Source organism: Hymenobacter sp. J193 (genome assembly GCF_024700075.1).
In the GTDB taxonomy this organism is placed as follows: Bacteria; Bacteroidota; Bacteroidia; order Cytophagales; family Hymenobacteraceae; genus Hymenobacter.
In genome coordinates this window covers 4,326,082-4,341,733 of sequence record NZ_JAJONE010000001.1, presented here as the reverse complement: position 1 = coordinate 4,341,733, position 15,652 = coordinate 4,326,082, and the positions used below count along the sequence as shown (strand labels likewise).

13 protein-coding genes are annotated in these 15,652 nt (G+C 61.6%); 12 read left to right on the top strand and 1 reads right to left on the bottom strand.

Features of this window, described 5'->3' with window-relative positions; genetic code table 11:
* Nucleotides 1–95 precede the first annotated feature (95 nt).
* Nucleotides 96–2,339 (bottom strand): glycoside hydrolase family 3 N-terminal domain-containing protein, encoded by a 2,244-nt coding sequence (locus LRS06_RS18930; RefSeq protein ID WP_257872935.1) that lies wholly within the window; start codon nucleotides 2,337–2,339, stop codon nucleotides 96–98.
* 64 nt (nucleotides 2,340–2,403) lie between these two features.
* On the opposite strand from LRS06_RS18930, the gene LRS06_RS18925 reads away from it, so the two are divergent.
* The 12 genes from LRS06_RS18925 (at nucleotide 2,404) to LRS06_RS18870 (ending at nucleotide 15,643) form a co-directional block, all read left to right on the top strand.
* Complete coding sequence (locus tag LRS06_RS18925; protein WP_257872934.1) at nucleotides 2,404–2,784, top strand: low molecular weight protein tyrosine phosphatase family protein; 381 nt, start codon at nucleotides 2,404–2,406, stop codon at nucleotides 2,782–2,784.
* Nucleotides 2,785–3,085: 301 nt separating this feature from the next.
* On the top strand, nucleotides 3,086–3,658 hold the full coding sequence (locus tag LRS06_RS18920; protein WP_308239918.1) for an RNA polymerase sigma factor: 573 nt from the start codon (nucleotides 3,086–3,088) through the stop codon (nucleotides 3,656–3,658).
* Nucleotides 3,633–4,565: a HEAT repeat domain-containing protein gene (locus LRS06_RS18915; protein ID WP_257872933.1), complete on the top strand. Its 933-nt coding sequence runs from the start codon at nucleotides 3,633–3,635 to the stop codon at nucleotides 4,563–4,565. The genes LRS06_RS18920 and LRS06_RS18915 overlap by 26 nt, the downstream gene beginning before the upstream one ends.
* Entirely contained in the window at nucleotides 4,513–5,391 is an 879-nt protein-coding gene (locus LRS06_RS18910) for a hypothetical protein (RefSeq protein WP_257872932.1), read from the top strand. The genes LRS06_RS18915 and LRS06_RS18910 overlap by 53 nt, the downstream gene beginning before the upstream one ends.
* Nucleotides 5,392–5,434: 43 nt before the next feature.
* Nucleotides 5,435–6,214: a DUF4097 domain-containing protein gene (locus LRS06_RS18905; RefSeq protein ID WP_257872931.1), complete on the top strand. Its 780-nt coding sequence runs from the start codon at nucleotides 5,435–5,437 to the stop codon at nucleotides 6,212–6,214.
* A gap of 326 nt (nucleotides 6,215–6,540) precedes the next feature.
* Nucleotides 6,541–7,089: an RNA polymerase sigma factor gene (locus LRS06_RS18900; RefSeq protein WP_257872930.1), complete on the top strand. Its 549-nt coding sequence runs from the start codon at nucleotides 6,541–6,543 to the stop codon at nucleotides 7,087–7,089.
* Nucleotides 7,090–7,105: 16 nt separating this feature from the next.
* Entirely contained in the window at nucleotides 7,106–7,945 is an 840-nt protein-coding gene (locus LRS06_RS18895) for a zf-HC2 domain-containing protein (protein ID WP_257872929.1), read from the top strand.
* Between the two features lie 149 nt (nucleotides 7,946–8,094).
* On the top strand, nucleotides 8,095–8,862 hold the full coding sequence (locus LRS06_RS18890) for a DUF4097 domain-containing protein (RefSeq protein WP_257872928.1): 768 nt from the start codon (nucleotides 8,095–8,097) through the stop codon (nucleotides 8,860–8,862).
* A 56-nt stretch (nucleotides 8,863–8,918) separates the two neighbouring features.
* A complete protein-coding gene (locus LRS06_RS18885) occupies nucleotides 8,919–9,650 on the top strand; it encodes a hypothetical protein (protein ID WP_257872927.1) in 732 nt (243 codons plus the stop codon).
* 127 nt (nucleotides 9,651–9,777) lie between these two features.
* Nucleotides 9,778–12,339: a carbohydrate binding family 9 domain-containing protein gene (locus tag LRS06_RS18880; protein ID WP_257872926.1), complete on the top strand. Its 2,562-nt coding sequence runs from the start codon at nucleotides 9,778–9,780 to the stop codon at nucleotides 12,337–12,339.
* A gap of 157 nt (nucleotides 12,340–12,496) precedes the next feature.
* On the top strand, nucleotides 12,497–13,438 hold the full coding sequence (locus tag LRS06_RS18875; protein ID WP_257872925.1) for a zinc-dependent peptidase: 942 nt from the start codon (nucleotides 12,497–12,499) through the stop codon (nucleotides 13,436–13,438).
* A gap of 354 nt (nucleotides 13,439–13,792) precedes the next feature.
* Entirely contained in the window at nucleotides 13,793–15,643 is a 1,851-nt protein-coding gene (locus tag LRS06_RS18870) for a M2 family metallopeptidase (protein ID WP_257872924.1), read from the top strand.
* The last annotated feature ends 9 nt before the right edge of the window (nucleotides 15,644–15,652 follow it).

Below are 15,652 nucleotides of genomic sequence, written 5' to 3'. Positions count from 1 at the left end.
GCTACCCTCCCAAGCCATCATGCCCGAAACCAGCCGGCGTACGGACAGTTTCGGGCATGTTGGCGTGGTGCGACCTACCTGGAAAGGCGGCTTATTTACTTTTGCAACTCAAACTTGCTGTCCAGCCGGATATCATCGGAGGCGCTGCCAAGCATGAGGCGGAACTCGCCGGGCTCGGTGGTCCACTGCATATCCTGGTTGTAGAACGACAGTTTCTCGGGGGTGATGGTGAAGGTGAGGGTCTTGGTTTCGCCGGGCTTGAGTTGCACTTTCTGGAAGTCCTTGAGCTCCTGGATGGGGCGCGTTACGCTAGCTACCAGGTCGCGCAGGTAGAGCTGCACCACTTCCTCCCCGGCCGTTTTGCCGGCGTTGGTGAGCGTGCAGGAAACGGTGAGCGACTGGCCCGCGCCCAGCTGCGTCGTGCTGAGCTTGAGGTTGCCGTAGGTGAACTTGGTGTAGCTCAGGCCGTGGCCGAAGGCGTACTGGGGCCGGTTGGTCTGGTCGATGTAGGCCGATTTGTAGAGCACGTCCTTGTCCCCGCTGGAGGGGCGGCCGGTGTTTTTGGCGGCGTAGAAGATGGGCACTTGGCCCAGGCTGCGCGGAAACGTCATGGGAAGCTTGCCGGCGGGGTTGTAGTCCCCGGTCAGCACGTCGGCAATGGCGTTGCCGGCCTCTGAGCCCAGCCACCACGTGTACAGGATGGCGGGGGCGTGCTCGGCCGTCCAGTTGAAGGTGAGCGGCCGGCCGGCCATCATCAGCACCACTACGGGCTTGCCGGTGGCTACCACGGCCTTGATGAGGGCTTCCTGCTGACCGGGCAGACCAATATCCGTACGCGACTTGGCCTCGCCGCTCATGTCGTAGGCCTCGCCCACGGCCATTACCACCACATCCGACTGCTGCGCCGCTTTCACCGCTTCCGCAAAGCCCGCCTGCGACTCGCCCTTGATGCCGCAGCCCCGGGCGTACTGGATGTTAGCCTTTTTCCCAAACTTGTTCTGCAGCCCTTCCAGCACGCTCACGTAGCCGGTCGAGTCGTAGTTCACGGCCCAGAAGCCGGCGTGGTTGAGCTTGCTGGTACCCAGCGGGCCGATGAGGGCAATGCGCTTGGTTTTCTTATCCAGCGGCAGCACGTTGCCTTCGTTCTTTAGCAGCACAATGGATTTGCGGGCCACGTCGCGGGCTATCTGCCGATGCTCGGGGGCACCCACCAGCTTTTTCTCGCGGGCCACGTCGCTGAAGCGGTTCGGGTTCTGGAACAAACCCAGCTCAAACTTCTTGCGCAGGATGCGGCGCACGGCGTCGTTTACCAGTTCTTCGGGCACCTGGCCGCTCTTCACCAGGGCAGGCAGACTGTTCACGTAGGAGCGGCTTTCCATGTCCATGTCGGAGCCGGCCAGCATAGCCAGGCGGCCGGCGTCGGCATTGTCTTTGGCGAAGCCATGGTTTACCATCTCCCCTATCGAGCCCCAGTCGCTCACCACAAAGCCCTGGAATTTCCACTGGCCTTTGAGGATGTCGCGCTGCAGGTAGCGGTGGCCGGTGGCGGGAATACCGTCCAGCTCATTAAAGGAGTTCATGAACGTGGCCGCGCCGGCATCGAGGGCTGCTTTAAACGGAGGCAGGTATACCTCCCACAGCAGGCGGCGGCTCATGTCCACGGTATGGTAGTCGCGGCCGGCCTGGGCGGCGCCGTAGGCCGCAAAGTGCTTGGCGCAGGCCAGCACGGCATCGGTAGCGCCTATTTTTTCGCCCTGGAAGCCCAGCACCCGGGCCCGGGCAATCTGAGAGCCGAGGTAAGGGTCTTCGCCGGCGCCTTCCATCACGCGACCCCAGCGCGGGTCGCGGGCAATGTCCACCATGGGGGCAAACGTCCAGTGCTGGCCGGCGGCGGCAGCCTCCACGGCCGCAATGTGCGCCGACTGCCGGATGGCCGTCATATCCCAGCTGGCGGCCTCGCCCAAGGGAATGGGAAACGTGGTCTGGTAGCCATGGATGACGTCGAGGCCGAAGAGCAGCGGGATTTTCAGGCGCGACTTGAGGGCTTCGGCCTGCAGCTCGCGGGTACGCTGAGCTCCACGGATGTTGAGCATGGAGCCCACCCGCCCCGTGCGGATCTGCTCCAGCTTGGTGGGGTCGTTTACGGCGGGGCCCGTAACGGCGTCGCCGGTGTATTGGTTGAGCTGGCCGGCTTTTTCCTCCAGCGTCATCAGCTGGAGCACGGAGTCAACCTTTTGTTCGAGGGTTTTGCGCTGGGCAAGCAGCGGCGTGGTACTGCCTACTACAAGGCAGGCTCCCACCGTGGCAGTGGCCACGGCTTTGCAGAATGGACGGCGCATGATACGGCGTGTAGGGAAATGATGCAGGGGAGCACGGCGAACTTACGGCATCTTTGCGAGACTTATGCCGACTTCCTCTCCCGCCACCGCCAATTCCGCTGACTTTCAGTCCCAAAAATTGCTGTTCATCTGCAGCCAGAACCGCTGGCGCAGCCTCACCGCCGAGCGGCTGTTCGACCAGCACCCGCACTACGAGGCCCGCTCGGCCGGCACCGAGCCCGGCGCCCGGGTGCGCGTGACGGCCGGCCACCTCGGCTGGGCCGATGTGGTGCTGGTGATGGAGCGCAAGCACGCCGACTCCCTCCGCCAGAAGTTTGCCGATGCGCTAACCGGCAAGCGCCTAGTGGTGCTGCGCATCCCCGACAAATTCCAGTTCATGGACCACATCCTTCAGGATTTGCTCCGCGAACGGCTAAGCGAGCATCTAGGAGAGGACGTGCTTTAAGAGGATGCTTCCTCTATAACTAGAAAAAGACCGTCATGCTGAGCGAAGTCGAAGCATCTCTACCGCTTAGTTGAATCGTTCGGTAGAGATGCTTCGACTCCGCTCAGCATGACGGTTACTTCCACAACGTCAGCACGCGAAATGCCTTGGCTTCGCTCACCATGACTTTGTGGTAGCCTGTCTGATATTCTATCAAAACGCAGCAGCCCTCCCCGAAAAATATTTTCTCGTTCGGCGGTAACCTTCCCGAAAAGGCACAGTTTCCACGTCCGAATTCGCCACCAACCTACCAGCCAACACCTTGAACTCGCTTACCGACAACTCGCTCATGCTCCAGGTGAAGGCTGGCCAGGTGGAGAAGATGGGCCTGTTGTTTGAACGCTACCACCGGCCGTTGCTGGCGTTCTTCTACCACTCCAACGGCAATGCCACGGCCAGCGAAGACTTGGTGCAGAACGTGTTTTACCGCATGCTCAAGTACCGGCACACCTTCACCGGGGAGGGCGAGTTCCGGACGTGGATGTACCACCTGGCGCGCAACGTGCTGGCCGATGCCGCCAAGAAAAACAAGCCCTCGGCCCACCACCAGGACATTGCCGACTGGGCCGAGAAAATTGCGGGCGGCACGTCGGCCGACGCCCACCTGCAGCGCACCCAGGAAGAAGCGCAGCTCCACCGGGCCCTGGCCCGCCTCAGCCCCGACCAGCGCGAGGTGCTGGTGCTGAGCCGCTTTCAGGAGCTGAAATACGAGCAGATAGCGCAGCTGCTCAACATCACGGAGGGGGCCGTGAAGGTGCGCGCGCACCGGGCCCTCTGCCAATTGAAGGACATCTATTTGCAAATGGAGAATGGAAGCAAGATTCAGAAACTGTGAAGAAGTGCAGCAGGAGCTGATGAGCTGGCTGGCGGGCGAGCTACCCGAAACGGACCAGCAAGCCTTGGCTGCTCACCTGGCCCAGTGCCCCGACTGCCAGCACGAGCTGGAAGGCGTGCAGCAGCTCTGGGCCGCTATGGGCAACCTGCCCGTGCCGGCACCCAGCGAAGAGCTGCGGCCCAACTTCTACGCCATGCTGGCCGACTTCAAGGCCGAGGAGCAGCAACGGCAGCGCTGGTCGGTGGCGGGGCTGCTGGAGCGGCTGCGCCAGTGGTGGCAGCCGGCTTTTGCCCAGCGCCTGGCCTATAGCCTGGTCTTGTTGCTGGCAGGTTTGGGTATCGGCTACGGGCTCAGAGGCGGTGAAACCAGTGCGGGAGCTGACGAGCCCCTGGCCCAGGTTTCAACGGAAAGCCCGGCCGCCACGGCCCGGCAGGTAGGGCTGATTTCGCGCCTCAACAACCCCTCGGCCGTGCAGCGCCTGCAGGCCGTGAGTGAGGCCGAGCAAGTAGCCCCCACCAACGAGCGGGTGCTGGCGGCCCTACTCAGCACCCTCAACCAAGACCCCAACGTGAACGTGCGCCTAGCTACCCTGGACGCTCTGGGCAGCATGGCCGACGACCCCACCGTGCGCCAAGGGCTGGTTCGCTCCCTCACCTACCAGGAGTCCCCCCTGGTGCAGTCGGCGCTGGCCGATCTGATGGTGCAGCTCCAGGAGCGCCGCTCGGTGCGCCCCCTGCGCAAGCTGCTCCAGCAGGACAACCTCAACGAGCAAGTGAAAACCAAAATCGAGCAGAGCATTCAGTCTTTGTCCCACGACCGCGCCCCCGCGGCTCCCTCAACCCCCTCGAACTCCGATGAAACCACACATCATAACTCTGCTACTCTGGACACTTCTGTGGCTGCCTAGCTGCTCGCTGCAAGCCCAGGACCGGGAAGCCACGGAAAAAGTAAGCCGCGAATTCACCCTCTCCGGCGACGCCGGCCGCAGCACCCTGGCCCTCTACAACATCTTCGGCTCGGTGCGGGTAGAAGGCACCACCGGCAACAAAGTAGTGGTGGAAGTCACCAAAACCCTGAAAGCCGACGACGCCACGGCCCTGGCCGAAGCCCGGAAAGACGTGCAGCCAGGCTTCCTGCAGCGCAACGACAGCGTAATTGTGTACCAGCAGGCTCCTTTCGACTCGCGCCCCCGCCATACCCTGCACAGCCAGCACTGGAGCAGTGACGAGCGGCACTATCAGTTCAGCCTCGACTTCACCGTGAAAGTGCCCCGCGACATGAAAGTGACCTTGTCGACGGTGAACGGCGGCGAGGTGCGGGTAGAAAACGTGAACGGCCTGCTGCAAGCCAGCAACGTGAACGGCGGCATCATCATCAAAAATGCCCGCGAAGTATCCAAAGCCCACACCGTGAACGGCCCGGTGGAAGTAGCCCTCACGGCGGCTCCCATGGCCGCGGCTTCCTACAAGACCATCAACGGCGACATTACGGTGAGCTACCCGCCCACGGCCTCGGCTGACCTCTACTTCAAGAGCATGCACGGGGAAATGTACACCGACTTCCCGCAGACGGAAAATCTGCCCGCCACCATCACCCAGAATACCGAGCGCGAAGGAGCCGGCACCAAGTACAAGCTCCGCAAGGAAACGGCCGTGCGCCTCGGCAAGGGCGGCCCCAACATTCGCCTGGAAACCCTGAACGGCGACGTCACCATTAAACAGCAAACCCGATGAATCAGCGCATATTTCAACTTCTTTTCGCCTTCGCCGCTCTCTTTTGGCTGCATCCGGCCCAGGCCCAGCAGGCTGCCAGGGAGCAGATGACGGTGGCCCTCAGCTCCCCGGCAAGCCGGGTACCCTGCACCTCAAGCTCGTGGGCGGCGGCATCAAAGTCACGGGCTACGCCGGCAAGGAAGTAGTTATTGAAGTAGCCACGCGGGGCGGGCGGCGCGAGTCGGCCGGCAACGAAAATGCCTCGGGCATGCGCCGCATCTCCCAAGCCAGTGGCCTGGACGTAACAGCCCAGGAGCGCGACAACCAGGTGTACGTGAAAACCCAGTCCTGGCAAAACCCGGTGGATTTCGTCATCAAAGTGCCGCGCCAGTTTTCCCTGAAGCTGGCCACCGTGCAGAACGGCGACATTGTGGTGGACAACGTGGAAGGCGAGCTGGAAATATCCAACGTGAACGGCTCCATCCGCCTCAACGACGTGGCCGGCTCGGCGGTGCTGAACACGGTGAACGGCGAGGTCATTGCCGACTTCAAGCAGATAACCGCCGGTGCCCCCATGGCCTTCTCCACCATCAACGGCAAGGTAGACGTAACGCTGCCGGCCCGGGCCAACGTTTCGGTGAAGCTCAAGTCCGACCACGGCGACATCTATAGCGACTTTGACCTGAGCGTAGACAGCAACCCCGCTAAAGTGACGCGCACGGCCAAAGACGGCACCTACCGCGTGGCCCAGGACACCTGGACCTACGGCAAAATCAACAACGGTGGCCCCGAGTTTATGATGAAAACCCTAAACGGCGACATCTACATCCGCCGGGCGAAATAACCCTTCTCTGCGCTCAGCCCCGGCCGCCACCGGTGGGTAGCTGTGGTGAGTGACTCCCACCAGCCGGTGCCGGCCGGGCTGGGCGCAGCAGAACGGCTATTGATGATACCAACTTGATAAGCCAGCGGCTTCCCTTCCCGGGAGAGCCGCTGGCTTTTTTCATTTTTAATCCTGAAAGGTCTGTTTGAAAAACCCTGAACGTCATGCTTCGCCTTCGCTCAGCATGACGTTCAGGGTTTTTCAGGTCATCAAAAAAATTTCACTACCCCTGTAACGAATGGGCTTGCGGCCGGTACTCCTTGCACAACCCTCCAAAAACTTTCTCCGTGACCACCGCCCGCCCGAGCGACGAAGACCTGATGGCTGCCGTGAAGGCCAACGACCTCGATCAGCTCGTGCCCTTGTTTGAGCGCTACCACGGGCCCTTGTTCAACTACCTCTACCGCCTCTGCAACGACCGGGAAACCAGTGAAGATTTGGCCCAAAGCGTGTTTGAGCGGGTGCTGAAATACCGGGCCAGCTACCAGCCCGGCCAGCCCTTCAAAGCCTGGGTGTTTCAGATGGCCCGCAACAGCTACGCCGACCACTGGCACCGCCAGGAAAAGCTGCGTACGGCCGACGTGGATGAGGTGGAGCGCCACGGTGGCTTACGCGGCGCAGCCTTTTCCCAGATGCGCGTCAGCGGCCACTACGACGACCTCCACGAAGCGCTGGCCCAACTACCCACCAACCAACGCGAAATCTTGCTGCTCAACCGCTTCCAGGGCTTTGGCTACGACGAAATAGGCCAGCTCCTGGGTTGCACCGCCGAAGCCGCCCGCGTGAAAGCCCACCGCGCCCTGCAGGCCCTGCGCAAAGTGTATTTCTCGGATTAGCAACTCTCCGCCTTCCATGCATACGTTCACTTCCTGCAACGACTTCGAAGCTTTGCTGCCGGCCTACGCCGATGGCAGCCTGCTCGCCGCCGAGGCTGAGCAAGTAGCCGCCCACCTGGCTTCCTGCCCCGCTTGTCAGCACCAGCTACAGCAGCTCCGGCTGCTCAGCCACGAGTTGGACGCGGCCTTGCCCGAAGCGCCCCGCACGGCCATGCGCTCCAACTTTCTGGCTATGCTGGAGGAGCAAAAGGCTCTACTGACCGCATCCGCTACTCCTGCACCCGCTGCCCCTGCTCGGGTAGTGCCGCTTTGGGCCGCAGCGGTAGCCAGCCAGTGGCTGCGTGTGGCGGCCGCGGTGCTGCTGGTAGCTGGCGGAGTACTCTTGGGCCGCTACCTGCCCAGCCGCCCCGGACAAAACCCTGAAGTGGCGGCTAACCCGACTGACAGCCCGGCCCCGGCTCAGCAGTTGGCCGCCAACCTGGCCGGCACGGCTTCTCAACCGGCTTCCGCGAGTGACCGGATTCAGCTGGTGACGGCTTCGGGAGAGGAGTTAACGCCCGGCGACCCTACCGTGCAGGTGCTCATCAATACGCTCAACTTCGACCCTAACCCCAACGTGCGTGTGGCTGCCGGTGAGGCGCTATTCCGCCTCCGCGCCGACCCGCGCGTGGCCGAGGCCTTTGTGCACTCCCTGCCCATTCAGACGGACCCGAACGTGCAGATTACCCTGATCGAGCTGATGGTGGCCCTGCGCGACCCGCGGGCCGTGCCCCCGCTGCAGCGCCTGGCCCGCCGCAAAGACGCCCTGCCGGTGGTGCGCGACCAGGCCCAGGCTGGCCTCGGCAAACTGATTTAACCAAGCCCGCGGGAAAGTTCGGGCCGAATACTCCCCCTGCTTTCTGCTTTTCTCTTCTCCTTCTTTTTTCAATACAAAGGCTGCCCTTGGTTGTCGGAACGTGCGAGTCCGGCGGGCTGCTCCTTGCCCTCATTTTTCAACAAGCTCTTATGAAAAAGCCCCTGATCCTTACCTTCTGCGGCCTGCTGGCCGCCACCGTTTCTCTCCACGCCCAGGAGTACAAAACCAAACTCAGCAAAGACCGCAAGGTCATCATCGACATGCAGGGCTCCGACGTGACCGTGGAAGGCTACGATGGCAACGAGCTGGTGATTCGCGGCAATGGCTTCGAGCCAGCGCCCAAGCGCGCCGAAGGCCTGAAAGCCGTGTACAATACGGCCGTCGACAACACCAACCTCGGCATTGCGGTGACCGAGCAGGACAACACTGTGCGCATTGCCCGGGCCTCCCGCAAAGAAGCTACCTACGTCATTCGGGTGCCCCGCGCTACCGCCGTGGAGTACAACCAAACCAACTGGAACGGCGGCGACCTGCAAATCCGGGACGTGAGCGGCAACCTGGAAGTGAACATGAAAAACGGCGACGTGAAGCTGCTGAACGTGGCCGGCCCCGTGGTGGCCAACACCGTCAGCGGCGACATAACGGTGCGCTACTCGGCCATGCGGCCCGGCCCCAGCTCCATTTCGGCCGTGAGCGGCGACGTGGACGTGACCATGCCCGCCGCCAGCAAAGCCACCCTGCAGCTGCGCTCCATTTCGGGCGAAATCTACACCGACTTCGACATCACGCTGCCCAAAACCCAGGGCGACCTGAACCATGTGGGCGGCCAGGTGGTGAACGGCACCGTGAACGGCGGTGGCACCCCGGTTTCGCTCAAGTCGGTAAGCGGCGACATCTACGTGCGCAAGGCCAAATAAGCTCCGCGTAACGCCTGACCTACTTCCCAACCTATCAACCTCAACTCCTGAATAGCATGTCCCGGTTTCTAGTTCTCCTGCTTTGCCTGATTGCCGGTTTCTGCCAGCCCGCCCAGGCCCAGAAAATCATTGAGAAATCCGTAGCCCTTAGCTCGGGCCAGCGGGTGTTCCTCAACCTCAAGCACGCCACCAACATCCGCATCCGGGCGGGGGCGGCCGGCAAAATATCCCTGAAAGCCACCGTGGATATCAACCAGAACCGGCTGAACGAGGCGCTGCAGCTCACACAGGACCAATCGGCGGAGGAAGTTCGCTTCAACTCCGACCTCGACATGGCCCTGTTGCGCAATGCTCAGTCCGGGGACTGCCCGGATGGCGGCACGCAGTTCGGTAATAACTACGGGAGCAGCAAGAAAGGCACGGATGGCTCCGACGAAAATACCTCTTACCGCGTGTGCCTGAACGTGGAATATGACATTACCGTGCCGCCCGGCGTGACGCTGTGCGTGAAAACTATCAGCGGCAACATCGATATCCAGGGCCTCTCCGGCGCTATCGAGGCCAAGTCCATCAGCGGCTTCGTGGACGTGACCTGGGCCGCTTCCTCGGCGGAGCTGGCGCTGAAAACCATTACCGGTGAAGTGTATACCGACCATGATGTGGCCTTCAGCAACCGCAAGGACAACCCATTGATTGGTTACCAGTTGCGTGGCAACCTGGGCAGCAACGGCCCGCTCGTTCAGCTCGAATCCATCAGCAGCGACATTTATTTTCGCCGGCGCAAGTAACCATTTCCCGAAGCGAGAGTTTCCACGCCCGATCAGACTTACAAGCTGATTAGCGGGCTTGCCAAGGCCTGCAGCCTCCGCCCTCGTTCTTCGTCAATACCCGCTGCCTCCACAACCTTTCTGCGCTATGAAAACCTGTACTATTCTCCTCCTTGCCCTGGCGATGCTGGGGCTCGGGGCACCCCGGGCCGTGGCCCAAACCTCCCCATCTGCCCCGGCTGCTGCTGCTCCGGTGGCCGCCGCACCCAAGCGCCAGCTGCAGGCCGTGCGCATCAGCGAAGCCATCAAGCTGGATGGGATACTCGATGAAGCCTTGTGGCAGCAGGCCCCGGTGGCTACCGACTTCATTCAGAACCGGCCCAAGCCCGGCCCCCGCGAGCAGCACCCCACCGAGGTGCGCATCCTCTACGACGACGCGGCCATCTACGTGGGCACCATCATGCACGACGTGGCCCCCGACTCCATCAAGCGGGAACTGGGCGAGCGGGACCACCTGCCCAACACCGACTTCTTCGGCATCTTCCTCGACACCTACCACGACAAGCAGAACGGCTACGGCTTTATTGTGACGGCGGGCGGGGTGCAGGCCGATGCGCGCTACTCCCCGGCCAGCGGCGAGGACTTTGCCTGGAACGCCGTGTGGGACGCCCGCACTGCCCAGCGCGGCACCGACTGGGTAGCCGAAATGCGCATTCCCTACTCCGCCATCCGCTTCAGCACGGCTGAGGTGCAGCAGTGGGGCCTGCAGTTTATGCGCCGGCGCCAGGCTTTGCGCCAGGATTTTTTCTGGAGTGAGGTGAAGCACGAAGTGGATGGCTTCGTGAACCAGTGGGGCGAGCTGACCGGGCTGAAGGGCCTGAAGCCTCCGCTTCGCCTCTCGCTCACGCCCTATATTTCCAGCTACGTGAACCACAACCCGCTGAACGCCGAGGGTACGCGCCGCACCACGACTTCCTTCAATGGGGGCGCTGATGTGAAGTGGGGCATCAACGAAAGCTTCACGCTGGACGCCACGCTGGTGCCCGACTTCGGGCAGGTGCAGAGCGACAACCAGGTGCTGAACCTCTCGCCCTTCGAGGTGCAGTTTCAGGAAAACCGCCAGTTCTTCACCGAAGGCACGGAGCTTTTCAACAAAGGCAACCTGTTTTACTCCCGCCGCGTGGGCGCCACGCCCATCGGGTTCTACGGCGTGGGGCTGGCGGATAACGAGAAACTCGTGCGCAACCCGGCCGAAACCCGCCTGCTGAACGCCACCAAGATTTCGGGGCGCACCAGTAAGGGCCTGGGCATCGGGCTGTTTAATGCCTTTAGTAACGACGTGTACGCCACGGTGCGCAACACCGAAACCGGCGAGGAGCGGGAAGCGCTGACCCAGCCATTCTCGAACTATAACATTGCGGTGCTGGACCAAAGCCTGAAAAACAACTCCTACGTCTCGCTCATCAACACCAACGTGACGCGCTGGGGCAGCACCTACGACGCCAACGTAACGGGCGGGCTGTTCCGCTTCGCCAACAAAAAGAACTCCTACGCCGTGGATGGCAGCATCGTGTATTCGCGCCGACGCGGCACCCGGTTCGGCTCCGACGAGGCTATCGACGACCAGAACGGCTTCAAGTACACGGTGGGCGTGGGCAAGGTCAGCGGCAACTTTACCTGGGGCTTCAACCACCGCATCGAGTCGGACCACTACAACCCCAACGACCTGGGCATCCTGTTCGGCAACAACAACATCACCCAGAGCGCCTACGCCAATTACCGCATCTTCAAGCCCTTCTGGAAGGTAAACAACATGAACTTCTACTCGGAAGTGGGCCACCAGCTGCTCTACCGGCCGACGCTTTTCCAGAACATGTACTTCTACAACGGCTTCAACACCACCTTCACCAAGAACTTCCTGCAGGTGGGCTACGACTTCATGCACACGCCCGTGTCGCACGACTTCTTCGAGCCGCGCACCTTCCCGCTGGGCGACTACTACGTGCGGGTGCCGGCCAACACCGACTGGATTGGTTTCCTGAACTCCGACACGCGGAAACGGCTGTCGGTAGGCGTGAATGCCGGAGCTACCTACTACGCCCAGGATGAGCGGCTGCCGGGCCCTCGCCCCCGCCGCCTGCGCTACCGCGCCGGTTTCTACCCACGCTTCCGCGTCAATGACCACCTTACCTTCCGCTACAGCCTCGACTGGAATCTGGCGCGCAACCAGATTGGCTACGTGAACGGGGGACTGAGCACCGACGAATACCTGGATTTGCCCTTCCAGGGGCAGATTCTGCTGGGCCGCCGCAACGTGGCCACCGTCACGAACGTGGCCTCCGTCGCCTACACCTTCACCAACCGCATGTCGTTTACCCTGCGCCTGCGCCACTACACCAGCAACGTGCGCTACCAGGATTTTACTGTGCTGAAAGAAGACGGGCAGGAATTTCTGGCCGACTACCGCCGCAACCGCGACAACACCTACAACGCCTTCAACGTGGACGCGGTGTACAGCTGGTGGTTTGCGCCCGGCTCGCAGGTGAACATCGTCTGGAAAAATGCGGGCAACACCGAGTTGCTGGCCGAGCAGGCTACGCCCCAGTACTTCGACAACTTCAACAACACCATCAACACCCCGCACAACAACTCCCTTTCGGTGAAGGTGCTCTACTACCTCGACTACTTGGCGTTGCGCCGCCGCCGGTAACGAAAAAAGAATCTATAACAGTTGTCATCCTGAGCGCAGCAAAGGATCTGAGGAATAGTACCCAGATCCTTCGCTGCACTCAGGATGACAACTGTTACTGCCGTTCAGCAAAAAAAACCATCCAACCATAGAACCATTCCCTCCGTTAAGGGCGGCCATGCAATACCTGATTTTCGCGGCCTTCGTGGCGGTAGTGATTTTCCTGTTTTACCGCTACGCCACGCGGGAGGCCCGCACCAAAGAGGCCGCCCTGGCCGAAGCATTTCCTGAAGCCTGGCGCCAGGTCCTCACCGAGCGGGTGGCCTTTTACCTATCTCTTTCCGAAGCTGACAAGCCCCGGTTCGAGAAACGCATTCAGGTGTTTCTGGCCCAGACGCGCGTGACGGGCATCCAGACCGATATCGATGACGTGACGCGGGTGCTGGTGGCGGCCTCGGCCATTATCCCGGTGTTTGGCTTTCCCGACTGGGAGTACGGCAACCTGAGCGAGGTGCTGGTGGTGCCCGACGCCTGGCAGGAAAAGCAGGACCCCAACAAGGAGCATGCCCCGCTGGCGGGTACGCTGCTGGGCTCGGTGCGCAATTTCCAGACCTCTCACTACATGCACCTTTCCAAGTCCTCGCTGGAGCAGGGCTTCAAGGATTCGCTGGACCGCCAGAATGTGGGCATCCATGAGTTTGCTCACCTGCTGGATGAGGCCGACGGCGTGATTGACGGAGTGCCGGCCCTCACTTTCCCGGCGGCCCTGCGCCCGGAGTGGGAAGCCGTGATGGCGCGCGAAATAGCCGCCATTCGGGCCGGCAACTCCGAAATCAACGACTACGCGGGCACCAATGAGGCGGAGTTCTTTGCCGTGGTGACGGAGTACTTCTTCGAAAAGCCCGAGAAGCTCCAGGCCGAGCACCCTGAGCTCTACGGCCTCCTGCTGCTCGCCTTCCGCCAGAACCCCAGGAGCCGTTTCCTGCAGTGGGCCACCGACCCGCGGGAGTGGCTCAAGCGCCTACGCTCCCGGAAGAAGTTCGGTCGCAACGACCCATGCCCCTGCGGCAGCGGTAAAAAGTACAAGGAGTGCCATTTGATGGAGCAGCAGGCCGCCTAAAAGACCCCGTATTTTATAGAAGAAACCCTGGCTCTTCGATGAGCCAGGGTTTTTCTATGCCGATGCGCACCACTTCTACGCTCGTTCCTACCACTTCTATGCCCGTTCACACCACTTCTGCAAGGCTTTCCACCGTTTCTACATGCCTTCACACCGTTTCTACGGGTCGTCATACCGCTTCTATGCATCTTCCCACCGTTTCTACGAGGCTTCATACCACTTCTACATGCCTTCACACCGCTTGTATGCTCTCACCCATTGGTGAGCGAAACTATGGAACGCCGAACCAGGCAAAATCTTGCGGATACGTACCTTAGCAGTCCACCCGTTTTCTGTTTCGTTTTCCTTGCCTGCATGAACAAGAACCTGCTTCCCATCTTCACGGCTGCGCTGCTGGCGGCCTGCGCGCCCACGGCTAAAGCCCCCGTAGCCACCACCCCTGCCCCACCCGCCGAAACCGTAGCAACTCCGGCCGCGCCCACTTGGAGCCAGCAGGCTGATGCGTTTCTGAAATCCTACTCAGCCGAGTATCAGCGCCTCTACACCGCGTCGGCGGAGGCGGAGTGGCGCTCCAACACGCACATTGTGGCCGGCGACACGGCCAACGCCGGGGCCACGGCCCGGGCCAACGAGCGGATGGCCGCTTTCACGGGCTCGGTGCAGAACATTCAGCGCCTGCGTGAGCTGCTGGAGCACAAAGCCGAGCTGAGCGACCTGCAGGTGAAGCAGCTGCAAACGGCCCTCTACAACGCCGCCAACTCGCCCCAGACCATTGCCGATGTGGTGAAGGCGCGCATCAAGGCCGAAACCCAGCAAACCGAAAAGCTCTACGGCTTCGACTACAAGTACCAGGGCAAGTCGGTAACCACGAATGACCTGGACGAACTGCTGCGCAGGGAAACCAACCCGCTCAAGCGCCAGCAGATCTGGGAAGCCAGCAAGGCCATCGGCCCCACGCTCAAAGTCGGCCTACTGAACCTGCGCGACCTGCGCAACCAAACCGTGCAGGCCCTGGGCTACCCCGACTACTTCAGCTACCAGGCTTCCGACTACGGTATGAGCCGGGAGGAAATGATGACGCTGGTGCGCAAAATCAACGAGGAGCTGCGCCCCCTCTACCGCGAGCTGCACACGTACGCCCGCTACGAGCTGGCCAAAAAATACAAGCAAAAGCAAGTACCCGACTACCTGCCCGCCTCCTGGCTGCCCAACCGCTGGGGCCAGGACTGGAGCGCCATGGTAGACGTGAAGGGCCTCAACCTCGACCCCGTGCTGGCGAAAAAGGGAGCCGAGTGGCAGGTGCAGCAGGCCGAGCGGTTCTACCAAAGCCTGGGCTTCCCGGCGTTGCCGCCGGTATTCTATGAGAAGTCGAGCCTCTACCCGCTGCCTAAGGGGGCCGCTTATAAGAAGAACAACCACGCCTCGGCCTGGCACATGGACCTGCAAAATGACGTGCGCAGCCTCATGAGCGTGGAAGGCAACACCGAGTGGTACGAAACCACCCACCACGAGCTCGGCCACATCTACTACTACCTCACCTACACCAACCCCGACGTACCGGTGCTACTGCGGGGCGGAGCCAACCGTGCCTACCACGAAGCCATGGGCTCCCTCATGGGGCTGGCTGCCACTCAAAAGCCCTTCCTGGCCGGGCTGGGTTTGGTAGACCCCAACGCCAAAACCGACCAGACGCAGACCCTGCTCAAGGAAGCCCTCAACTACGCCGTGTTCATCCCCTTTGCCTCGGGCGTGATGAGTGAGTGGGAAAATTCCTTCTACGCCGATAAGCTGCCTGCCGACCAGCTCAACGCCCGCTGGTGGGAGCTGGCCAAGCAGTACCAGGGCATTGTCCCGCCGGCAGGCCGCGGCGAGCAGTACCTCGACCCCGCCACCAAAACCCACATCAACGACGACCCGGCCCAGTACTACGACTACGCCCTGAGCTACGTCATCCTGTTCCAGCTCCACGACCATATCAGCAAGAACATCCTCAAGCAGGACCCGCACGCCACCAACTACTACGGTAGCAAGGAAGTAGGCGCGTTCCTGGCCGATATCATGCGCCCCGGCGCCAGCAAAGACTGGCGCACGGTGCTCAAGGAGAAAACCGGCGAAGACCTCTCAGCCCGCGCCATGGTCGAATACTTCCAGCCTCTGATGGCCTACCTGAAACAGCAGAACAAAGGCCGCAAGTACACGATGTAGTGCAAGTCA